This is a genomic window from Gordonia hankookensis, assembly GCF_014673215.1.
Classification (GTDB): domain Bacteria; phylum Actinomycetota; class Actinomycetes; order Mycobacteriales; family Mycobacteriaceae; genus Gordonia; species Gordonia hankookensis.
The window spans coordinates 733,772-755,099 of record NZ_JACWMS010000001.1 but is presented as its reverse complement, the minus strand read 5'-3'; the positions used below and the strand labels follow the sequence as shown (position 1 = coordinate 755,099).

At 67.7% G+C, this 21,328-nt stretch carries 23 protein-coding genes; 4 read left to right on the top strand and 19 right to left on the bottom strand.

Annotation, left to right across the window (positions count from 1 at the left end; translation table 11 throughout):
* Positions 1-77: 77 nt before the first annotated feature.
* The 5 genes from rsgA to IDF66_RS03585 form a co-directional block, all read right to left on the bottom strand.
* Positions 78-1,112 (bottom strand): ribosome small subunit-dependent GTPase A, encoded by a 1,035-nt coding sequence (gene rsgA / locus IDF66_RS03605; RefSeq protein WP_190265751.1) that lies wholly within the window; start codon positions 1,110-1,112, stop codon positions 78-80.
* Between the two features lies 1 nt (position 1,113).
* Positions 1,114-2,379: a 3-phosphoshikimate 1-carboxyvinyltransferase gene (gene aroA / locus IDF66_RS03600; RefSeq protein WP_190265750.1), complete on the bottom strand. Its 1,266-nt coding sequence runs from the start codon at positions 2,377-2,379 to the stop codon at positions 1,114-1,116.
* 75 nt (positions 2,380-2,454) lie between these two features.
* Positions 2,455-2,841: a VOC family protein gene (locus IDF66_RS03595; RefSeq protein WP_190265749.1), complete on the bottom strand. Its 387-nt coding sequence runs from the start codon at positions 2,839-2,841 to the stop codon at positions 2,455-2,457.
* 2 nt (positions 2,842-2,843) lie between these two features.
* Positions 2,844-3,080, bottom strand: coding sequence for a hypothetical protein (locus IDF66_RS03590; RefSeq protein WP_164308796.1), 237 nt, complete (start codon positions 3,078-3,080; stop codon positions 2,844-2,846).
* Positions 3,081-3,124: 44 nt separating this feature from the next.
* A complete protein-coding gene (locus IDF66_RS03585) occupies positions 3,125-3,952 on the bottom strand; it encodes an AfsR/SARP family transcriptional regulator (RefSeq protein ID WP_190265748.1) in 828 nt (275 codons plus the stop codon).
* A 128-nt stretch (positions 3,953-4,080) separates the two neighbouring features.
* On the opposite strand from IDF66_RS03585, the gene IDF66_RS03580 reads away from it, so the two are divergent.
* Both IDF66_RS03580 and IDF66_RS03575 read left to right on the top strand, forming a co-directional pair.
* Positions 4,081-4,452, top strand: a complete 372-nt coding sequence (locus IDF66_RS03580; RefSeq protein WP_190265747.1) for a cupin domain-containing protein — start codon at positions 4,081-4,083, stop codon at positions 4,450-4,452.
* Positions 4,453-4,544: 92 nt separating this feature from the next.
* Positions 4,545-5,030, top strand: a complete 486-nt coding sequence (locus IDF66_RS03575; RefSeq protein ID WP_164308797.1) for an NUDIX domain-containing protein — start codon at positions 4,545-4,547, stop codon at positions 5,028-5,030.
* Positions 5,031-5,043: 13 nt separating this feature from the next.
* Here IDF66_RS03575 and IDF66_RS03570 read toward each other — a convergent pair whose 3' ends face one another.
* The 8 genes from IDF66_RS03570 to IDF66_RS03540 all read right to left on the bottom strand — a co-directional run bounded on the left by IDF66_RS03570 (position 5,044) and on the right by IDF66_RS03540 (position 13,605).
* On the bottom strand, positions 5,044-5,700 hold the full coding sequence (locus IDF66_RS03570; protein ID WP_190265746.1) for a TetR/AcrR family transcriptional regulator: 657 nt from the start codon (positions 5,698-5,700) through the stop codon (positions 5,044-5,046).
* Positions 5,701-5,732: 32 nt separating this feature from the next.
* Positions 5,733-7,544: a hydroxysqualene dehydroxylase gene (locus tag IDF66_RS03565; RefSeq protein ID WP_190265745.1), complete on the bottom strand. Its 1,812-nt coding sequence runs from the start codon at positions 7,542-7,544 to the stop codon at positions 5,733-5,735.
* A gap of 160 nt (positions 7,545-7,704) precedes the next feature.
* Positions 7,705-9,219, bottom strand: coding sequence for a PH domain-containing protein (locus IDF66_RS03560; RefSeq protein WP_190265744.1), 1,515 nt, complete (start codon positions 9,217-9,219; stop codon positions 7,705-7,707).
* Positions 9,206-9,706, bottom strand: coding sequence for a PH domain-containing protein (locus IDF66_RS03555; RefSeq protein WP_164308801.1), 501 nt, complete (start codon positions 9,704-9,706; stop codon positions 9,206-9,208). Before IDF66_RS03555 ends, IDF66_RS03560 begins: the two co-directional genes overlap by 14 nt.
* Before the next feature lie 240 nt (positions 9,707-9,946).
* Positions 9,947-10,072 (bottom strand): hypothetical protein, encoded by a 126-nt coding sequence (locus tag IDF66_RS23905; RefSeq protein WP_263282307.1) that lies wholly within the window; start codon positions 10,070-10,072, stop codon positions 9,947-9,949.
* A 32-nt stretch (positions 10,073-10,104) separates the two neighbouring features.
* Positions 10,105-10,869, bottom strand: coding sequence for an SGNH/GDSL hydrolase family protein (locus IDF66_RS03550; protein ID WP_190265743.1), 765 nt, complete (start codon positions 10,867-10,869; stop codon positions 10,105-10,107).
* A 23-nt stretch (positions 10,870-10,892) separates the two neighbouring features.
* Positions 10,893-11,654 carry an SDR family NAD(P)-dependent oxidoreductase gene (locus tag IDF66_RS03545; protein ID WP_190265742.1) on the bottom strand — a complete coding sequence of 254 codons (762 nt, stop codon included), beginning with the start codon at positions 11,652-11,654 and terminating at the stop codon, positions 10,893-10,895.
* A 31-nt stretch (positions 11,655-11,685) separates the two neighbouring features.
* Positions 11,686-13,605, bottom strand: a complete 1,920-nt coding sequence (locus IDF66_RS03540; RefSeq protein ID WP_190265741.1) for an acyl-CoA dehydrogenase — start codon at positions 13,603-13,605, stop codon at positions 11,686-11,688.
* A 107-nt stretch (positions 13,606-13,712) separates the two neighbouring features.
* On the opposite strand from IDF66_RS03540, the gene IDF66_RS03535 reads away from it, so the two are divergent.
* Positions 13,713-14,297 carry a TetR/AcrR family transcriptional regulator gene (locus tag IDF66_RS03535; RefSeq protein ID WP_164308805.1) on the top strand — a complete coding sequence of 195 codons (585 nt, stop codon included), beginning with the start codon at positions 13,713-13,715 and terminating at the stop codon, positions 14,295-14,297.
* Positions 14,298-14,300: 3 nt separating this feature from the next.
* On the opposite strand, the gene IDF66_RS03530 is transcribed toward IDF66_RS03535, so the two are convergent.
* The 5 genes from IDF66_RS03530 to IDF66_RS03510 form a co-directional block, all read right to left on the bottom strand.
* On the bottom strand, positions 14,301-15,440 hold the full coding sequence (locus tag IDF66_RS03530) for a helix-turn-helix transcriptional regulator (protein WP_190265740.1): 1,140 nt from the start codon (positions 15,438-15,440) through the stop codon (positions 14,301-14,303).
* Between the two features lie 66 nt (positions 15,441-15,506).
* The gene (locus IDF66_RS03525) at positions 15,507-16,850 is read right to left on the bottom strand and encodes an FAD-binding oxidoreductase (RefSeq protein ID WP_190265739.1); all 1,344 of its coding nucleotides are present in this window, start codon (positions 16,848-16,850) and stop codon (positions 15,507-15,509) included.
* A 237-nt stretch (positions 16,851-17,087) separates the two neighbouring features.
* Positions 17,088-17,498: a RidA family protein gene (locus IDF66_RS03520; protein ID WP_190265738.1), complete on the bottom strand. Its 411-nt coding sequence runs from the start codon at positions 17,496-17,498 to the stop codon at positions 17,088-17,090.
* 100 nt (positions 17,499-17,598) lie between these two features.
* Complete coding sequence (locus IDF66_RS03515; RefSeq protein WP_190265737.1) at positions 17,599-18,498, bottom strand: carbohydrate kinase family protein; 900 nt, start codon at positions 18,496-18,498, stop codon at positions 17,599-17,601.
* Positions 18,495-19,151, bottom strand: coding sequence for a class II aldolase/adducin family protein (locus IDF66_RS03510; protein WP_190265736.1), 657 nt, complete (start codon positions 19,149-19,151; stop codon positions 18,495-18,497). The genes IDF66_RS03515 and IDF66_RS03510 overlap by 4 nt, the downstream gene beginning before the upstream one ends.
* A 113-nt stretch (positions 19,152-19,264) precedes the next feature.
* Here IDF66_RS03510 and IDF66_RS03505 point away from each other — a divergent pair, with 113 nt between their 5' ends.
* Positions 19,265-19,921 (top strand): DUF6891 domain-containing protein, encoded by a 657-nt coding sequence (locus tag IDF66_RS03505; RefSeq protein WP_190265735.1) that lies wholly within the window; start codon positions 19,265-19,267, stop codon positions 19,919-19,921.
* Positions 19,922-20,106: 185 nt separating this feature from the next.
* Here IDF66_RS03505 and IDF66_RS03500 read toward each other — a convergent pair whose 3' ends face one another.
* On the bottom strand, positions 20,107-21,309 hold the full coding sequence (locus tag IDF66_RS03500) for a serine hydrolase domain-containing protein (RefSeq protein WP_190265734.1): 1,203 nt from the start codon (positions 21,307-21,309) through the stop codon (positions 20,107-20,109).
* Positions 21,310-21,328: the final 19 nt, after the last annotated feature.

Sequence of the window (21,328 nt, the reverse complement as noted above, 5' to 3'; positions counted from 1 at the left end):
CCCCTGCCGATCGGACGCACGTGCACGCCGATCGCGTCCCACGGTGCCCGCTCGGCGGGGATCCCGCGTGGGGGAGGTCAGGACGGGTCGTGCATCCGAGCTGCGTCAGTCGCGGGGGCGTCGGTGACCGCGACGAGTAGTGCCCGCACCGCCATCGCGCGCCGATGGGAGTTGCCCTCCAGCTGATCGAGCGCGCATTCCGGATCGGCAGGCGGACCGAGGTGCGTGCAGCCCCGCGGGCAGTCCTCGATCGCATCGCGCAGGTCGTCGAAGGCGGCGACGATGTCGTCGGGGGTCACGTGGGCCAGCCCGAACGACCGGATGCCGGGGGTGTCGATCACCCAACCCCGCGGGTCGGTTCTGGCGGGCAGGGGCAGCGCCACCGACTGGGTCGACGTGTGTCGGCCCTTGCCGACACCGGAAACCACTCCGGTCGCCCGATCTGCATGGGGCACAAGTCGGTTGACCAAAGTCGACTTTCCCACCCCGGAATGTCCGATGAGCGCGGTGATGCGTTCGGCGAGGAGGCCCGACACCGCATCGAGTGGGTCCGACTGCCCGGCGAGCACGATGGGGAGATCGAGATCGGCGAATGCCCGGGTGAACTCGGCGGGGTCGGCGAGATCGGACTTCGTCAGACACAGGATCGGCGTCAGTCCGCCGACGAATGCCGCGGCGAGCGCGCGCTCGACGAACCCGGTGCGCGGTGGCGGATCGGCCAGTGCCGTCACGATCAGCAGTTGATCCGCGTTCGCCACGACGATGCGCTCGTACGGGTCGGTGTCGTCGGCGGTCCGCCGTAGCACGGTGCTCCGCTCGGCGACCTTCACGATGCGCGCCAATGTGTCCGCGCGTCCGGTGAGGTCACCGACGATCGCCACCCGATCGCCGACGACGACGGGAGTGCGACCGAGCTCGCGTGCCCGCATCGCCACCACATGACGATCCGGATCGCCGCCGATCACGCAACCCCACCGGCCGCGGTCCACCGACACCACCATCGCGTCTTCGGCGTCGTCGTGACTCGGTCGCGTCTTGGTGCGGGGCCGGGTGCCCTTGCCAGGACGAATCCGGACGTCGGATTCGTCGTAGCTCGAGGCGCGGCGCGTCACGTCACACGTGCCCGATCATCTTCTGCCACATACCCGGAAAGTCGGGCAAGGTCTTGGAGGTGGTCTCCACGTCGTCGACGGTGACCCCTTGCACCACGAGCCCGATGAGCGCGCCGGCGGTGGCCATGCGGTGGTCGGCATAGGACTGCCAGACCGCGCCGTGCATCGTCGTCGGACTGATCCGCAGACCGTCGTCGGTCTCGGTGCAGTCGCCGCCGAGCCGATTGATCTCGGTCGACAACGCGGCGAGGCGGTCGGTTTCGTGGCCGCGCAAGTGGCCGATGCCCGACAGCACCGACTCCCCGTCGGCCAGGGCGCACAGGGCGGCGACTGTGGGCGTCAGTTCGCCGACCTCTCGCAGGTCGATGCTGACCCCGGTGAGCTTCTCCGGGCCTCGGACGGTCAGTGCTCCGTCGGAACGTTCGATGGCACAACCCATCTCGGCCAGGATGTCGACGATCTGCACACCCGGTTGCGTGGTGGTCGCGGGCCACCTCGGCACGGTGACGGCGCCATGGGTGACGGCTGCTGCCGCGAGAAACGCCGCCGCGTTCGAGAGGTCCGGCTCGATCTCCCAGTCGACGGCGCGGATGGGCCCCGGTGACACCAGCCATTCGTCTGGGCCGGGGCGCTCGACGTCGACGCCGGCCGTGCCCAGCATCTCGAGGGTCATGTCGATGTGCGGCATCGACGGCACCGGTGGACCGACGTGCCGGATCGTGACGCCGTCGTCGAATCGCGCCGCCGACAACAGGAGGCCGGACACGAACTGCGACGATGCGGATGCGTCGATGGTGATCTGGCCTCCGCGTGCCGCACCTGCGGCCGTGACCGTGAACGGCAGTCGGTCCCCGACGATCTCGACACCGAGACCGCGCAGGCCGTCGAGGATCGTGGCGAGTGGACGAGTGCGTGCCTGCCCGTCTCCGTCGAAGGAGACGACGCCGTCGGCGAACGCCGCCACCGGCGGCAGGAATCGCATCACGGTCCCGGCCAGACCGCAGTAGACATCGGCACCGTGCATGGGCCGGGGCTCGATGGCGACCGTGGTCTCGTCGTCGGGGTCGACCTGCACCCCGATCCCGAGCTCGCTGAGCCCGTTCAGCATCAGGTTGGTGTCCCGACTGCGCAGCGCGCCGCGAACGGTCGACGGGCCGTCGGCCAACGCCGCAAGGACGAAGGCCCGATTGGTGATGGACTTGGAGCCGGGCAACTCGACGGTTGCGACCACCGGCGAGGTTGCGACGGGCGCGCTCCAGATACTCATGCGCTCCAGTTTGTCATGACCGATGACGGCCGCAGCCAAACCTTGCGGGGCCTCCGGGCTCCGGGCCGGGGCCGGTCATCGCGTATCACGCCGCAGGGGGTGGTCCTGTGGGATCTCGACGACGATGATGGTCCGCTCGTCGGGATCGGCGATGTGCATCTCGATCAGGCCCCATGGCTCGGTACGTGCTTCCCGGACGATGGCCACATCGGCGGCGCGCAATTCGCGCTCGGCCGCCTCGACGTCGCGGACCTGCAGCCACAGAGCGGCATCGGCCCCACCGCCGTCACCGACGTCATCGCTCATGTGTCCGGGTACCTCGATGAGTCCGTTGCCTGCGTGGAACACCACACCACCCGGGTACTCACGTGCGACGGCGAGCTTCAGGCGGTGCCGGTAGAAGTGCTGCAATCGTTGCGGGTCGGGCGTGCGCAGCAGGACCCGGCTGGTGAGGACCTCCACGTCTATTGGCCCTCGGTGGTCCCGTCGGAGCCGCCGAGGGCATGTCCGCGATTGAGGTCGTTGCCGTGCCGCGCCGCCTCGTAGATGGCTTTCTCCCGTGCGATCCGGTCGGTCTCACCGATCGGTGTCGCGTCGCCGAATGCGAAGGCCGAGTCGTGCTCGTACTCGTGCGGCATGTCGGGATCGTCGTCGGTCAGGGCGTCGGCCGGGTCGTGGTCGTGACGTGGGCTGTCGGACATGCACCCACGATAAGCTGCCACGGCGCATTTCACGGCGAGCTGCGTCAGAACGGTGCCCGTGTGGTGTCCTGTGGCCGCCGCACAGAGCGCCACTGCGTTTCCTCGGACCTCGCCGATCTCAGCAGCCCATCGAAGGTCTCGACGGCCGAGGGTGAGGGGTCGACGCCGAGCTCTGCGGAGAGTTCGCGCCGGAAATGGTCGTAGAGGTCGAGCGCCCGGCACCGGTCACCATGAGCGGCGAACGATCTCATCGCCAGGACCACCGACCGTTCGCGCAGTGGCGCGACGCTCATCGCCGACGATGCCCACTCGATCGCCTGCGCGGTGTCGAACCGTTCGAGACAGAGTCCGATGCCGCGCTCCAGGGCCTCGATACGATACTGCGACAACAGGTCTCGATACTCGACCGCCCACATCGCGCATTGATCCTCGCACAGCGGGTCGCCGGTCCAGAGGGCCAGCGCACGTCGACAGGCGCCGAGTGCGGGGGCGTTGTCGGCAGTCCGTGAAGCCGTCACCAGCGACACGAAGTCGTGGGTGTCGACCCGGCACCGCTGTTCGGTCAGGCCACTCCGATATCCGGCGTCACCCGACACGATGAGGTCACGCGCACCGATCGCCCGCCGGGCGCGGGCCGCCAGAACCGCCAGGTTCGCCGCCGGGTCACGGGGCATACGTGCAGGCCAGAGCATCTCGGCGAGCGCATCGGTGCTGATATGGCCCCCACGACGGGTCAGCAGGATGCGGACGAGTTGACGCACTTTACGGCCACCGAATTCCGCCGGTGGCACCTCCCGGCCGTGGGTGAGCGCCACGAAACGACCGAAGAGCCGGAACTCGACAGTCACCTCGGCAGGCTCGCCGCCGATCATGAACTGATCCTTCGCTCGTCGCAAGGAAACCGCAAGGCCGCAGACCTAACGTCGAAAACGTTCCCACACCTACGGGAGCCCACCACGTCGGTCCGAGCCGACGACGGCGTGACCACACCGGAGGAACCATGACCACGACACATCAGAAGACCGAACACCGGGACTTCGCCGACGCCGACGAGGTCCGCACTTTCGAGCACGGCGCGATGGAAGTGCTCACCGTCGGTGGAGACGACATCGGCCGAATGACGCTGCAGCCCGGCTGGCGCTGGTCGAATGACGTCAAACCGATTGCCGGGACCGACCTCTGCGAGGCACCACATTTCCAATATCACGTGTCCGGCACCCTCCACATCGTGATGGCCGACGGCACCGAGTTTGACGCGACGGCCGGCCAGCTCACCTCGCTGCCGTCCGGGCACGACGCCTGGGTGGTCGGTGACGAACCTGCCGTCATCGTCGACTTCTACGGCGCCAGCAACTGGGCGAAGGGTCGCTGAACCGCTCGACGTGGCGTCAGGTCCCGCGCGTCGAGAACCGACCGTCTGCATCGGCGGACCGGAACGCTGACCAGAGGCGACACAATGGGGTCATGGCGAAAGAGTCGAGACGACGGAGTGCGGGAATGCTGCTGTATCGGGGAGCCGGGCCCTCGCTCGAGGTGCTGATCGCCCATCCCGGTGGTCCTCTGTGGGCGAAGAAGGACGACGGCGCCTGGTCACTCCCGAAGGGACTCTACGAACCGGACGAGTCGCCGCTCGACGCGGCGCGCCGCGAGTTCGCCGAGGAGATCGGCACACCGGCACCCGACGGGCCGGTCCTCGACCTCGGAGACGTCACGCTGGCGAGCGGGAAAGTGGTGACCGGGTTCGCCGTCGAGGGGGACCTGGACGCGTCGACGGTCGTGAGCAACACCTTCGAGATGCAGTGGCCGCCGCGGTCGGGGCGCATGCAGAGTTTCCCGGAGATCGATCGCGCCGAGTGGGTCACCCCCGACACCGCCCGGAGCAAGCTCAATCCGGCCCAAGCCGAGTTCGTCGACCGGCTGCGTGACCATCTCGAGGTGCCGGGCGCCTGACCCACGGCAGGACTCACAGCAGGTAGGTGGCTGTCATCGCCTTCCACAGGTCCAGGTGTGGGTCGGTGGTCGGATCGCGCGGATCGATCAGGTAGGTCGCGGCAACCCCACGCATGCTCGAGAGCAAGAGCGGATACAACTCGGGATATCGTGGACGCGAAGTCAATTCGGGTCCGAGGAACCCTGCGACGGCCTGTCGGACGGTGGGGCCGAGTCGTCGTTCGGTGGGCAACAGCGCATCGCGCAGCACCACGTTGGTGCGGGCCGCGGTCCACAGTTCCATCGAGGCGACGAAGTACGGCTGGTGAAATGTGGTCCAACCCAGGTCGATCGCCGGACCGATCCGCTCGGCCGGATCCTGCGGCCAGTCGACCTGCGCGGGCATCGCCTCGATACGTGTCCGGGCGAGATGGTCGACCGCCGCCATCAGCAGTTTGTCGCGCGACGGGTAGTGATGAAGGAGGCGACCGCGGCTCACTCCGGCCTCCGCCTGGATCGCCAGCGTGCTCGCACCGGCGTATCCGCGCTCGACCAGGACTCGGATCGCGGCATCGAGAATGCGGGTGCGCGTGCGGTCGCCGCGCTGCTGTGTGCCCGTTCCCGGTGCCGCTGGTCCCGGTGTCGCCGGTCCCGCGGCCTGCGGTGTCGCGTCGAACTCCGATCGGCCCACTCGCTGATCCTAACCGCCCTGCAGGGGACTGATCAGACGTCGAGGAAGTGGGGTAGCCCTGCTCGATAGCGTTTGCGGTCCTCGGCCTTGATCGGGTCGAGCATCGGCAGCTCCCACAGGGGGAGGACCGGCGCGGGCCGAGCCGGACTGTCCGCCGCTGCCAGGATGGCGTTGGCGGCCCGGCGCCCCGACTCGTTGGCGCCTTCCATCGTCGCGAGGTCGATGTTGGTGCGGACATGATCGCCGCCGATGAAGAGGTTCGGGATCGTCGTGTACGCGTTGGGCCTGTGTTGATAAGACCCGGCGGTGTTGACCATCAAGGGTGTCGCGTTGGCGATCTGGGGGGACCACGTGACGCCGGGATCGAGTGACCAGGTGACGATCTCCTCGTCACGGAGGATTCGTCTGCCGCCGGCGTTCATCGCCCGGCTCATCTGCGCCCACACCTCGCGGGCGATCTCGCGTTTCGTGCACTGCTTGGCGGGTTTGCGGTACACGATGCCCGGCTTCTCCCAGTCGGAGATGTCGATGGAAAGACAGTCGCGGACCCGCCCGTCCCCGTACGTCTTGGCGAAGTCGACGCCCCAGGGGCGTGCCTGGAAGAGCCCGGTCAGAGCCCATGGGGTGCCGAGCGCGGCGATGTGGCCCGGCGGCAGGTCCGAGCGCCGGGAGAGGAAGTACTGTATTCCGACCATCCAGTCGTCTTCGAGGTGTCCGACTCCGGCGAGGGAGGGATCGGCAGTCAGCAGCGCCGGCGTGAGCAGCGTTCGGAGACGGTCGAGCGGCATCGCCGCCACATACCAGTCGGCGGAGACCGAAGCACCGGACTGCAGGCGCGCACCCGTGATGTGCCCACCGGAGATCTGGAAGTCGGCGACTCCCTCGCCCATCACGAAACTCACCCCGAGCCGTCGGAGGTGTGCGACCCAGGGATCGATCCACGCATGGGTGGTGGGGGCGTTGAGGATTCGATCAACGCCGCCATGGACGAGGCCGGCGTCGTACTGGCTGAGCAAGCCGGTTGCGGAGGTGGCCAGCGCCAGGCCGATCTGCCCGATCGTCCGCGCTGACGCGGTCTGCGATTTGGCCGCCACCAGGGCGCGGGTGAGGGCCCCGGCCAGATAGCGTTGGTAGGCGGGCGATTTCCCATTCGCCTTGACGAACTGAATCCAGGATTGCTTCTCCCACTGACCCAGGCGCCTTTCCTGGCAACTCGTCGCGATGATGAGCTCGCGTGTGACGAAGTAGGCGAGTTCCTGCGGCGGCACGTCGACGACGAACTTCAGGCCGGTGGTCAGCGCGTTGCGGAGGTTGTCCAGTTCGACGATCGAGGATGCGTGGTCGACGAAGCCCATGATCGAGGCCGGAGCGGTGGTGGGCGCGTACCCGGCTTCGTCGAACGCGATGACCGCGGTCTCGACGTTGATGAGGTGGCGATCCTTGACGTTGCCGCCGCCGGCGAGCGGGATGCGTTCCATCGACTCGGTGACGTGTTGGTAGCACCCCGGGAAGAACCGGAAGCCATGCTCTCCCGGGAGAGGAAGCCGACCGCCGCGAGCGGTGCCCGGGACGTCGTGGCTGCGCGCCTTGCCGCCGAGGAAGGCGGGCTCGTAGACGGTGACCCGAAAGCCCCGTTCGACGAGCTCGTGGGCGGCGGCCAGCCCCGACATTCCGCCGCCGAAGATGGCGACCTCGCGCCGACGACGGATTCCGGTTCGTGGAATCGCCTGCGCCGAAGGTACTTTCACGTTCGGTAGCGCCACGGCGGTCCCTGCCAGCACGGCCGCGGCGGCCGCGCCCTTCAGCACCGAGCGTCGGGAGAAGTCGTAGTGGTCGTCGTCCATGTCCCCGTCCCTTCAAATCAGTCAGTACTGACTGATTGTGAGGTTTACCACTCTTTGGAGCGGGGCTGGGACTGAATCGACGAAAAGTCTCAGAAAAGTTGGTCAATCGTCTCACTATGCGACGACGTCGACCCGGGTGATCACCCGAGGACGTGGTACGTCATCGGGACACGACGAAGGGTGCCAACAGGTCTGGTGAGACCGCTGTCATCAGCTCGGCTGCCGCGGCAGGGTCGAGATCCACGGCGGCATAGGCTTCGGCCCCGGCAGCGGTGGCGACGACCGTGGTCTCCACGCCTCGACGTCGCTGGAAGAACGATGCCGAGGACGCCCACCCGACAACTCCCTCGCGGCTGACGACGTAGCGGTGCCGTGCGACACGCGGGGGCGCGATCACGACAGCAGTCGCGGTCACGCGGACGCCCAGATTCCGGTACCGAACGACGCCGAGCGCCGACGACGCCAAGGCAACGACCGCGGCAAGGAACAGCCATGGCCAGGTCAGCGGTCCGATCACCGCGATCACCACGACAACTGCGAACAACAGGCCACCCCAGAATCCGCGGGTCAGGCGCCGGACAAGCGCGCCGCGACCATGTCGGTTCAGGGGCGACGTGAGCTCGTCGCCGTCGTGTGCGACGAACTGACCCACCCGGACGGCCTCGTCGAACGGCGCAGGTGGCAGGAGCAATGGGTTCTTGGACGACCCGGTGGCGATCGCGTTGAGCCGGGCGCCGCGGACCGCGCGCATGAGTACCGGCTCGTGCAGATGCACGCCGCGGACACGGTTCTCGTCGAGGCTGCTCGCATTGGTGGTGAGGAGGCCACGGCGGATGAGGAGCGTCCCGTCCCGGTGGTTTCGGACCAGCGAGAAGTTCCAGTACGCGAGTACGTAGCCGCCGAAGGACAGCAGCGCCCCCACCGCGATCACGACGATCACCGACGCGGTCACCACGAGGGAGACGGGGATGTCACGGATGCGGTCGATCGCGTGTTCGGCGGCCGTGGCACCTTGCTCGAACAGGCCGGCTTCGTTGGCGAACTGTGCCGCGAGGCCACCCGCGGCAGCCGCCGCGGCGAAACCCGTCAACGAGAACGGCGCGAAACGCAACCACGAGAGCTGGAGTCGGGACAGTTGTTCCGGCGGCGCGGATCGGTGTGACGGTGCTACTTCGGTGAGAACCGACGGGCGCGTGGTCCGCGCCACGGTCGCCATCAGGTGGCGGTACAACGTGTCGGCCTCCGCGGCAGGGATGGCGTTGAGTTCCACCACCGACGACTCTTTGTCGCCTCCGGTGCCGATCCGGACCTTCTTGAGGCCGAGGACCCGATGCGGTACCGACGCGGTGAGGTCGACGCTGCGTATCCGGTCTCGTCGCGCAGTCGCGACCTTGCGGGTGATCAGGCCGCTCCGTACCCGCACATGCTCGTCGGTCACCTGGTAACGGGTCACGAGCCAAGGCACGATCGTGATCAGCGGGACCGCGATCAGGGTGAGGATGATGCTGATGTCCGGCGCGCCGCGGCCGGCGAAGACGATCGCGATGACCAGCGGGATGAGCTGAGGCAACTGCTCGATCGGCCTGACCGCGATCATCCACGGGGACAATCGATGCCAGACCTCCGGGCCGTCGTCGCGGAAGATCTCCGCGGGTGGATTGTCAGGTCGCGTCATCGGTGTGGGCCTGGGTGCGAGCGGTGAGATCTGCGGCGGCGTTCCGCGCGACGGTGGCATCGAGCCCGACGATCCGGATCGTTCCTGCCGACGACGCGGTGGTGACGGTCAGCGTCGCCAGGTTGAGTGTCTGTTCGATGGGGCCGGCCGCGGTGTCGACAACCTGGATGCGAGCGATGGGGATGATCACGCGGCTGCGCACGAACCAGCCGGACTGGGTGTAGACGGCGTCGTCGCTGATCTCCCACCGGTGAAAGCGATACCGCCATCCCGGCACCACGACCACGAAGAACGCCGTGAGCACCACGGCGACCACCGCGACGGCAAGTGCCGCCCAACGCACCTGATCAGCGAGTGCTGCGACGACGACGGCCGCGGCGAGGACCGGGATACCCGTCAGCAGTGGCGTCATCCGCCACATGGTGACAGCGCGTGGATCCACCTGATGGACGGGTTCGCGAAGCAGCAACGGCGGTGTGGGTTCCATCTCGGCCGAGTCTATTCGACAGTTGATGCGTCGTTCTCGATCCGACCCGGCTGCGCTGATGTGCGTATCTTTCCCAGCCCGCTGGTCGAGTAGACGACGAACGCAGTGAGGACGCGTATCGAGACCTGACGCAGTGAGGACGCGTATCGAGACCTCAGGCGGCGATGTTGTCGAGGTGCGTGGTGCGTCGGTGAAAGGCGGGACGCGGTTGTCGTTGTGGGCAAACGGTGCTCGGTGGGATCAGCCGAGCGACGCGCGCCTGCTCTCCGCGATGGCGGCCATTCCTTCGGCGTGGGGATGAATGGAGGCGCCGATCCGCTCGAGATCGGTGCAGAACCCGAAGCCCCGGTGTCGGGACCCGGGCATCGTGCCAGTCCGTCGGGCTCCGAGTGCAGCGACTACCGCGATGCGCCTCGTGGTTCGACGGCGGTCCACATCGGGTGCTTCGCCTCCCGGGAGTCGCCCGACGACCGGCCCCGGAGCCGCCGGATGACCCACGGGGCCAGGTGGCTGCGCGTGAAACGCAGATCCTCGGTCCATCGGTATCCGCTGATCGGTGCGGTCGGCCGGTCGGGTATCGCGATGGTGTGGACGCCGAGAGCGCGCAGGACGTGTGCGGCGACGCGCTGGTGGCCGATCGGATTGAGGTGGAGTCGATCGTCGGACCAATAGGCCGGACGCCGGATCTCGCTGTCGTGGAACATGTCGACGAAGGTCAGATCCTCGTCGGCCGCCAGGGTGGCGATCTCGGTGGTCAGGTATTCGCCGCGGCCACGGATCTTCTCCCCGAACGGCAGTCCCGACGACGGATCCGCGCCGGCGAGCAAGACGACCTCGATGCCGGCCGCAGTGCACCGGCGCACTGCTGCGCGCGTGAGTTCGATCAGTCCGGCGAGATCGCTGCCGGGGCGCAGCATGTCGTTGCCGCCACCGTTGAAGGTGAGCAGGGTGGGCAGCGGATCCAGGGCGAGTGCCGCGTCGATCTGCTCGGTGGCGATCGGCTCCAGGAGGCGGCCGCGAATCGCGAGGTTGGCGTACTCGACTCCGCCGTGCTCGGCTGCGAGTCCTTCCGCGACCAGGTCGGCCCATCCACGAGGATGGATGCCGTCCGGCTCGTCGCCGACGCCTTCGGTGAAACTGTCCCCAACAGCAACGTAACGCATTGTGCCCCCGTACATTCCGGTCTCTACGTGATGGTGACGCCGCCGTCGACCGCGACGGTCTGCCCGGTGACGTAACCCGAAGCGGGCGAGGCCAGCCACACGGCCGTGGCCGCGAGTTCCTCGCCCCGTCCCATCCGGCCGAGGAGAACGCGCGGCAACTGGGACTCCAGATAGCCGTCGTGGTAGGTGTCGGTCATCTCGCTCTCGAAGAATCCCGGTGCGATCGCGTTGACCCGGATTCCCTTGCGCGATGCCCATTGCTGGGCGAGATCGCGAGTGAGTCCGATGATGCCTGCCTTACTGGACGCGTACGCGGCCTGCGGGAGTCCGGCGGTGGTGATGCCCAGGACACTGGAGATGTTGACGACCGCGCTGCCGGGCTGCATGACCCGACCGCATGCCTGGGCCATCCAGTACGAACCGTTGAGGTTGACATCGACGACAGACCGGAACTGATCCGGCGTCTCGCGGGTGGCCGGGACCGCGGTACCCACACCGGCGTTGTTGATCAGGACGTCCACCCGGCCGAAGGTTTCCATCGCGGCGTCGACGACGGCCTGGCATTGGTCCGGATCGGCGACGTCGGCCGGCACGCACAGCGCTCGGCGGCCCAGGGCCTCCACCTTGGCCGCCGTGTCGGCGAGCCGCTCGGCACGCCGGGCGGCGAGCACGATGTCGGCGCCGGCCTCGGCGAACCCGGTGGCGAATGACACCCCGAGACCCGACGACGCGCCCGTGACGACGACGACCTTGTCGGTCAGGTCGAACATGTCCAACAGTGACATCTGTGACTCCTAGGGTCGGTGCGGCGGCCGGTCAGAACCAGGCAGGTTCGGTGTCCAGGGTGGTGCGATCGAGTGCTGCGACCAGCGACAGCTGGGCAGCGGTCTTCGGCAACTCGTAACGGAAGAAGTACTGGGCCGCAGCACGTTTCCCGTCGTAGAAATCGCCCGTCCGGTCCGCGGTCGCGAGGAGCTGCTCGAGCCACATCCAGGCCACGACGATGTGTCCGGCTGCTTCCAGATACGCGGTGGCATTGGCGAGCGACAACGCCGGATCGCCGGCCGACCACACCTGTGCCGTGGTGGTGACCAGCTGGTCGACAGCCTTCCGGAGGTCGGTGGCGTACTCGGCGGTGGCCTCGCCGGCAGCCGCGCGATCGATGGTGGCGCCGATCGTCTCGGCGAGCAGGCCGAGGCCCGCGCCGTCCTGCATGATCACCTTGCGGCCGAGCAGGTCGAGCCCGTGGATGCCGTGGGTGCCCTCGTGAATCGGGTTCAACCGGTTGTCGCGGTAGTACTGCTCGACGTCGAATTCCTTTGTGTAGCCGTAGCCGCCGTGTACTTGGATGGCCAGGCTGTTGGCCTCCAGGCACCATTGAGACGGCCAGCTCTTCGCGATCGGTGTGAGCACGTCGAGGAGCAGACCCGCCCGAGCCTGCTCATCGCCACTGCTGGTGGACTGCTCATCGACCAGTTTGCTGCAGTACAGGCCGAGCGCGAGAGCGCCTTCCACGTAGGACTTCTGGGCCAGCAGCATCCGCTTGACGTCGGCGTGCTCGATGATCGGTACAGGTTTGCTCGCCGGGTCCTTCTGGTCGACCGGACGGCCCTGAGTGCGGACCTTCGCGTACTCGAGCGATGCGAGGTACCCCGCGTACCCCAAGGACGTGGCCAGGAATCCGACCCCGATCCGTGCCTCGTTCATCATGTGGAACATGTAGCTCAGGCCTCGGTGTTCCTCGCCGACGAGGTAGCCGACCGCGCCGGGAGCGGAGCGAGCGGGCTGGTGTGGGTCGGCGCCGGGAGCGGAGCGAGCGGGCTGGTGTGGGTCAGCGCCGGGAGCGGAGCGAGCGGGCTGGTGTGGGTCAGCGCCGGGAGCGGAGCGAGCGGGCTGGTCGGGGTCAGCGTCGGATTCATTTGCAGGAGAGAAGGTTCCGTCACCGAAGTTCAGCAGCGTGTTGGTGGTCGCCCGATTGCCCATCTTGTGGTTGAGGCCGACGAGCGCGACGTCGTTGCGGGTGCCGTCCGCCAGGTACTTGGGCACGATGAACAAGGAGATGCCCTTGACGCCGGGCCCGCCTCCTGGTGCCTTCGCGAGCACGAGGTGCACGATGTTCTCGGCGAGTTCGTGATCGCCGGCCGAGATCCACATCTTGGTGCCGGTGATCCGGTATGTGCCGTCGGGTGTCGGCGCGGCTTTGGTGGTGATGTCGGCCAGCGACGAGCCTGCCTGCGGTTCCGAGAGGCACATCGTGCCGAAGAACCGGCCCTCGACCATGGGGCGGACCCAGGTGTCGAGCTGCTCGGGGGTGCCGTACTCGGCGAGCAGATTCGCATTGCCGACGGTGAGGAACGTGTACGAGGACATCGCGGCGTTGGCGGCTTGGAACCAGGCGCTCGAAGCCCGGCTGATCACGGTGGGGAGCTGCATGCCGCCCAGCGATTCGTCGTACGAAGCCGCCATCAGGCCGGCCTTGACGAACTCGGCGATGCCCGAGGAGATCTCTGCGGGCAGCACGACCTTCCCGTCGTCGCCGACATACGGCTCGTTCTGGTCGCCGAGCTTGTTGGCCGGGGCGAAACGCTTGGTCGCCAGGTCCTCGCTGAGTTCGAGCACCGCGTCGAAGGTTTCCCTCGAGTGTTCCCGGAAGCGCTCGCGACTGGTCAGCTTCTCGACGTCGAGCCACTCGTAGAGCAGGAACTCGAGATCGCGGCGGGAGATCGGGGCGGCCATGGGACTCCTTCGGCAACTAAGCACTCGCTCATTTCTAAGCGCTCGCTTATGATGCACCGTACAGTGCGATCTGGTCAACAGGGCTGTGGTCGGGAGCGAGGTGGGAGATGGCCGTGACGCGTGCGGGCGACTCGGTGGCTGCCGAACGGATCCGTCAGGCGGCGATCGCGTCCTTCGCCGAGGTCGGATACGGCGGCACCTCCACGCGGCAGATCGCCAAGCGATTGAACATGAGCGCCGCGGCGATGTATCCGCACTACCGATCGAAGGAGGAATTGCTCTACGCGATCGCGCTCCAAGGCCACCGCGGCGTGCTGGCGGCACTGCGCGCCGTCGACGACGAGTCGGCGCCAGACGACCAGCGGTTACGGGCGGTCGTGCGGGAATTCGCCCGGTGGCAGGCGGAGCACCACCAGCTCGCGAAAGTCGTGCAGTACGAACTGCACGGATTGACCCACGAGCACTACCGCGAGATCACCGCGATCCGTCGGGATACGTCCGACGTGATCGGCGCCATCGTGAGCAGGGGCGTGGCGTCCGGGGAGTTCACCGTCGCCGCGGCCGACGATGCGGTGTTGGCGCTGTCCTCTCTGTGCGTCGACGTCTGCCGCTGGTTTCCGTCGCGGACGCATCGTGACCCCGAGGCCCTTGGCCACGCCTACGGCGACCTTGCGGTGCGGATGGTCAGATAGGCGCTAGCCGCCGGCGACGTCGAACGACCCCGACGGCAGTAACGTTTCGTTCATCCGCGGCGCATATTGGTCGAAGTAGACACGTGCGATGAGTTCGCGCCGACTCCGCACACCGGCCTTGTCGAAGATCGACTTGAGGTGATCCTGGACCGTGTAGGCGGACAGGTGCAGAGTGGTCGCGATGTCCTTGGTCGCCACGCCCTGGAGCACCATCTGGGTGACGTCGCGTTCACGGGCGGTCAGCCCGAAGGCGGCGACCACCATGGGCACGATCTCCGGTGGCCGCGCCTCCTCGATCGTCACCACCACCTCGCCGACTCGTCCCTCGGCGTTCGACAGCGGTGACGCGTGCACCACCAACCACATGCCGGAAGCCGCCCGGACGCGCAATCGGGGCGGGACGTCGGTCTCGCCCCGACCGTAACGCCGCGCCGCACCCACCAGCGAGGTGATCACCGAACTCGCTGCGCCGCTGTTGTTTCCGGTCAGCAGGTCGTCGAGTCGCTCTTCGGCGCCCGCGCTCATCTGGATCATCTGGTTGGTGCTGTCGACGATGAGGACACACGGTCCGGTGGAGGTGACCTGGGGTTCGGCGACGATCGTGGTGAGCAGCCCGGTCCGGACGCCGCGTGCCATGGTCTGCGACAAGGTGTCGAGGTAGTCGATCTCGCCCGTGTCGAACGGAGCCTCCCCGGATTCCCGGAAGAACGCGATGGCGCCCCACACCTGCGCGCCGTCGCGCAGGATCAGCCGTGCCTCGTCCCGGAAGTCGAAGTGCGGCATCATGAATTCGGCCATCCGGGGCGACCGCCGGTGGTCGCCGCCGGTCAGTTCGTGCACGCCCACGGCGTCGACTTGGGCGAGTGCGAGTTCACGGAACGACGAGTCCTCCGCCCGCCCGTATTCCATCAGTCCGAACTCGTCGTCGTGGGTGTTGCGACCGACCAACGATCCGTACTTGCGAACACTCGTGAGGATCAACGAGTTCGGGTCGACGGTGGCCGCGCACGCCGCGGCGTGCGGGACCGCACGGGTGAGCGACTCGATCGCCTCGCCGATGAAGTCGCTCACCCCGAGACCCGCATGAGCCAGCACGTCGATGTCGCGGCGTACGCGCTCGGCGTTCAAGGCTGCTGTGGCCATGGTCATCAGTTTCCGTCGTCGCAGGTCAGATGTCCATCCCAGATTTGTGGGGCAGACATTCGGGGGTCATACGGTCCGGCGGAACATCCCGTCCGGATCGTGGCGCTCGCGGATGGCGGACAGGCGGTCACGATCGTCCGGCGACCACAACGTGGGCAAGTCCGCGGCCGGTGTCCGGCCGGCGAAGTTCAGGAGCGCTCCGTCGGCCCATGGTGCGACTGCATCGTTCACCGCGCCGACGTGCGGGCCGGCCAGTTCCGCGGCAGGGCCTGCCGGGACCGCGATGGCGAGGATGCTGTAAGCCGCCGATCGCGCGGTGACCGAATTGGGAACACCCTGGGGTGCGGTCAATTTCCCACCCAGCAGGCGGAGTTCGACGATGGCGAGTGGACTCGCGACCGTCGGGCCCGCCACCTCGAGGACCGCATCGACGGCCTCGGCCGGGAGTTCCCGTAAGGCGCTGCCACGTTCGATGCTGGGCATCGGGCCCGGCGGATCCATGTGCACGGCATCCAGCGCGGCCACCGGCATCACGTCGACGTCGGCCAGCAGCACCGGTCCGGCGGTCGTCATCGGGGCGAGCAACTGCGCACCGACCGCGGGATCTCCGGTGTAGGTGAACCGCACGTGCACCGCGATCTGCCCCTGCAGCGGAGGCGGGAGCGTGGGGTCCGGCGGCAGGCGGAGGATGGCCACCGAGGTTCCCGCCTCCGCCGGGAGGGTCGGCGTCCATCGCCGCCAGGCGTGCAGGACCTGTTCGGCCGCGGCGCCGGCGAAGAAGATGCCGCCGCCATAGATCGTGGTGAGGCCGATCAGGTCGAACTCGATCGACGTCACGATCCCGCAGCCGTCCCGGCCGCCGAGGAGGGCCCAGAACAGATCCGACCCGGCGCCGGCGTCGACCGTGCGGATGATGCCGTCGGCGGTCACCACCTCGATGCTCCGGACGCGGTCGGCGGCATAGCCGAATTGCCGTCCGAGGGGACTGAGTCCGCCACCGAGTGTGTACCCGACCACACCGACCGACGACGATGACCCGACGAGGCCGGTGAGCCCATGAGGTGCGGTGGCGGCGACCAGGTCGCGCCACCGGGCGCCCGCGCCGACTCGCGCCGTCTTCGCGGCCGGGTCGACGATGACCTCGTTCATCCGGGAGGTGGTGATGGTGAGGTGTCCGTCGCCTTCGATGACCGGACCGTGACCGGTGGCGCGAACGCCGACTCGTAGACCGTGGCCGCGGGCATGGCGGACCGCCGCCGCGACATCGTCGGCCGATGTGGCACCGACGACGATGTCCGGCGTCTGGACGCCTGCGAGGTTGAAGCCGGCGAGTTCGTCGGCGTATCCGGGATCGGTGGGGGTGAGGACGGGGCCGGTCACCGTGGTGGCGTCGGGGGTGGTGAGGGACATGGATTTCTCCTGGTGGTGGGAGGGGTGTGGAGGTGATCTCGATACGGCGGCTCGCTGCGCTCGCTGCCTACTCGATCGGCGGGAGGTGGTGGCTGCGCTCGCTGCCTACTCGATCGGCGGGAATTGCTGGCTGCGTGGTTGATCGGGGGAATGCGTTCTCCAATCGAGGTTTTCGGATGGTCGAGTAGTCACGAGCCGCCAGGCGAGGGGCGTATCGAGACCACATGACGTGGAGGTTCAGCGGCCGGCCTGGGCGGTGATCTCGACCGCGAGACCGGGGAGGGCGAGGGCGGCGACGCCGACGAGTGCCGCGGGCGGCGTCGCGTCGTGCGCGTCGAGCCGCTCGGTGAGCGCCTCGTAGGCGGCCAGGGTCGCCGCGATGTCGGTGGTGTAGATGGTCAGTGAGAAGGTGTCGGCGAGCGTCATGCCGACGCGTGCCAGGATCTCCTCGACGTGGTGGACGGCGAGTGAGAGTTGCGCCGCGACATCACCTTCGTGGAGGACACGCCCGTCGTCGTCGACGGAGGCCTGACCCGCGATGGTCAGCACTTCGCGTGGCGCCGGTCGCAACTGGGCGTGATCGAAGCGGAACGGCGCATTCCACGTCGACGGGTTGATCCGCGCGGTGGTGGGAGTGGATGTGTTCACGCCTTCGAGACTGGCTCGTGCGCACGACCATTCCCATCCCGATCAGCAGGGGATTTCTCGGCCCAGATTTCTGGGGGTCATGCGATCGATCGACGACACGTCAGCGCGTGATCGACGCCCAGGTGAAGTCGCCGTGGTCGCTGCCCAGGCCGGTCGCGACGATCCCCGCCACCGCACAGCCGATCTCCGCGGCGGCGAGGAGTCCCATGTCGTGTCCTCGGGCGGCGAGGAAGCCCGCCGAGAAGGAGTCGCCGCAACCGCTGGTGTCGACGACGTTCACATCCCGGGCGCGGGCGTGCTCCGCGTCCTCGGCGGTCACCACGTGGGCTCCGTCGGCGCCTGCGGTGGCCGCCACGCAGCTGACCCCGCGGTCGATGAGGCGTCGGCACGCGGCGATCAGGTCGGACTCGCCGGTGAATCCGCGGACCTGGTCGTCGTTGGGGAGGAGGTAATCGAGTTGTGGCAGAACAGGTTCGATCCACGCGAGCAGACCCGGGTCGCCGTCGGCGAGGATGTCAGCGGAAATGGTGGTCCCGGTGGCGCGGATGTCGGCGAGCAGAGGGGCGAGTTCCGGCGGGTTGAGGAGCTCCGGTGCACCGATGTGTACGTGGTCCATCCCGGTGAGGAGTTCGAATGGGGTGCTGTCGAGTGGGTAGGCGAGATTGGCGCCCGGCAGGTGCAGTGCGGGTCGGTCGCCGTTGCTGCGGATCGGCAGCATGCTCATCGATGTCGGTTGGTCGACGGTGACGAGATGGTCGGTGTTCACACCGTTGCGTTCGAGCATCGTCGTCAACAGGTCGCCGGGGTCGTCGCGACCGATCGCGCCCACCGTGTAGACCTCGACGCCCAGCTTGGCGAGGGTGACCGCGGTGCCACCCGCCGGACCGGCCGGTGACATCCGGATGTTCTGGACGAGGGCAGCGCCCTGACCGCCGGGGATCTCGTCCACAGGCTGTGCGAGCACGTCGAGGACATGTGCTCCGAACGTGGCCACTCTCATGGATTCCTCCCGGGGAACGGTGAATACTGCCGTCGTGTCGCGGTGACCACGACGTCGACGACGTCGTCATGGGTGAGGTCCGCGGGCGGCGCGATCGCCGCGGAACGCAGGTAGAGCTCGGCGAGCCAGTCCACGAGTTCGATACGGTCGCAAGCCGACTCGAGGTCGTCGCCGTATGCGACGGAACCGTGGTTGCGCATCAGGGCGGCCGTGCGACCGGTCAGGGCCGCGGCCACGGCGTCGCCGAGTGCGCCGCTGCCGAACACGGCATACGGAGCAACCCGGATCGCACCCCCGATGAGGGCGGCCGTGTAGTGCACCACGGGCAGCTCGTCGACGATGTTGGCAGCGGCGATCGACGCGATCGGGTGTGCGTGGACCACTGCGGCCGCCGACGTGTGGTGATAGATGTCGAGGTGGATGCGCAGCTCAGATGTCGGCGCCAAGGGCGTGTCCTCCACGACCGTTCCGTCGAGGTCGACGGCGACCATCTGTTCGGGCGTGACATCGGCCAGCCGGCAGCCCGACGGGGTCAGCAGGACGTGATCGTCGACGCGGACCGAGAGATTCCCGCCGGTGCCGTGGGTCATCCCTGCGCGGGCAAGTCGCTGGGCAGCGGCGGCGAGCGCCGCGCGTTCCTCGGAGAAGCGCACGTCGGAGAGATTACGCGGTGTCGTCCGAACAGACGAACCGCCGCCGTCGCCGGAACCATTCGGTCGGTGGCGGCGTCCAATGGCCAATCAGACCCGTTGGATGGAGCAGTCATATGCAGGGAGCGCACCTCGCCGATCTGCGTGATCTCGTCAGCTCTCGGTTGATCCCGGGATTCACCGGGCTCGTCGAGATCGAGGCAGACGCGCGGGACTGGGCCGAGGACGCCGGTGAGTCGCCCGACGACGCGGTCGGCGAGGTCCGCCGGCTCTGGGACGATCGGGCACAGGCGCAACGGCAGTGGACCGACACCGGTGACTATGCGCGCCTACGCGCAGCCTTCGACGACCTCGACGCGGACGGGGTGTTGGCGCGGATGAACTTCTCGTGCTGCAGTCGATGCGCCACACAGGAGATCGACAGCGAACGCACCCCGGATCCCGACCGCGACGACTGGTACAAGTTCCGCGAATGGGCCTATGTCTTCTTCCACGAACAGGACGCCGAACGGCTCGCGGACGACGACGCAGTCCTCTACCTGGGGTACAGCGCCTTTCGTCCGCATCCCACCTTGCCGGAGTCGCTGCTCGACGCGATGTCGGCCGGTGACACCGATGCCGAAGACGTCGCGTACGAGCGCACCGAGACGCTGCTCGGCGAGCAGATCGTCGAGACCCTGCGCAGGCACGGACTCGATGTCGCATGGTCGGGTTCGCGGCACGACCGGATCGGTATCAACGTCACCCAGTGGCGTAAACCGTTGCCACGCTGAGATGGCGGATCGTCCGTTGCCCGGACGGTACCCGCCGAAGTAGGTCTCCTCGAACCACTCGAAGTCCTTGCGGTCATGGCGTCGATGCGCCAGTGGCCGACCGTCTGGCCGACGGTGACGAAATCGTGCCACCTCGTGCCGGTGGTGCTCGTTGGTGGTGAGCCCGTACTTCTACAGGTGCGGCCTCAGGCGAGTGAGCGATAGACGGCCCGCTCGAAGTCGAGATAGGCGTCGAGGGCGGTCGGATCGACGAACGGGAAGATCTGGGTCGCCCAGAATCCACCGATCTTGGTGCGACGATCGATCCAGTAGTACAGATTCGCCAGCCCGGCCCAGGCGAGCGATCCCGCGGGCCGGCCAGTGGGTGCGTCCTCGTCGTTGATCAGGAAGCTGAGCCCCCAGGACTTGGGGATTCCCGGAAAGAAATCCACATCGTGGGACAGTGCGGGGATCACCCCGGGCAGCGTGGTCACCGTGAGGTCGCCGAGGTGGTTGCGCGCGGCATCGGCGATCGTCTCGGGCCGCAAGATCTGCTCGCCCGAGTCGGAGAGGCCGTCATTGAGCCACATCCGGATGAACGCAAGATAATCGCGCGCCGTCGAGTAGAGGCCCTGCCCGCCCATGTGCACCTCGGGGTCGTCGGGCATCTTCCACTTGTGATTGGGGGACAGTGAACCGTCGGGCGCCCGGTGGTGCAGGACGGCACGTCGGCGGGCCAGGTCGTCGACGAGGGTGAACGACGTGTCGGACATGCCGAGGGGGCTGAAGACGTGCTCGGACATCACCTCGCCCAGTCGGTGGCCGGTGACTCCCTCGACGACGAGTCCGGCCCAATCCATGCTGCTGCCGTACTCCCACCGTGTGCCGGGATCGAAGAGCAGCGGGGTGGACAGTGACTCCATCGTGGCGCTGATGACACCTGGGATGCCATGGTCACGCGTCAGTCGACGATAGTTCTCGTTGAAGAAGTCGTATCCGAAACCGGCTGTGTGGGTGAGTAATTGACGTGTCGTCACGTCGGATTCCGGTGAGCGGAGGCGAGGGCTGCCGTCGTCGGCGAAGCCGTCGAGCACCTGGACGTCACGCAACCGAGGGGCGTACTCGGCGGCAGGCGCATCGAGATCGAGCAGACCACGCTCGACGAGTTGCAGAGCGACGGTCGCGGTGATCGCCTTGGTGGTGGAGAACATGGCGAAGACACTGTCGGTGGTCATCGGATCGGTGCCGTCGTCGGCGCGCAGGCCCGCCGCGGACAGCGTCAGGAGTTCTGTGTCGGTGGTGACGCCTGCGACCACACCGGGTACGCGGCGTGAGCCCGAGACCGCAGCGTCGAGTACCTCGCCGACCGCGCGCTCGATCTTGCGTGAATCGATGATCTCTGTACCCATGGCGGTCATCCTCCTCGAT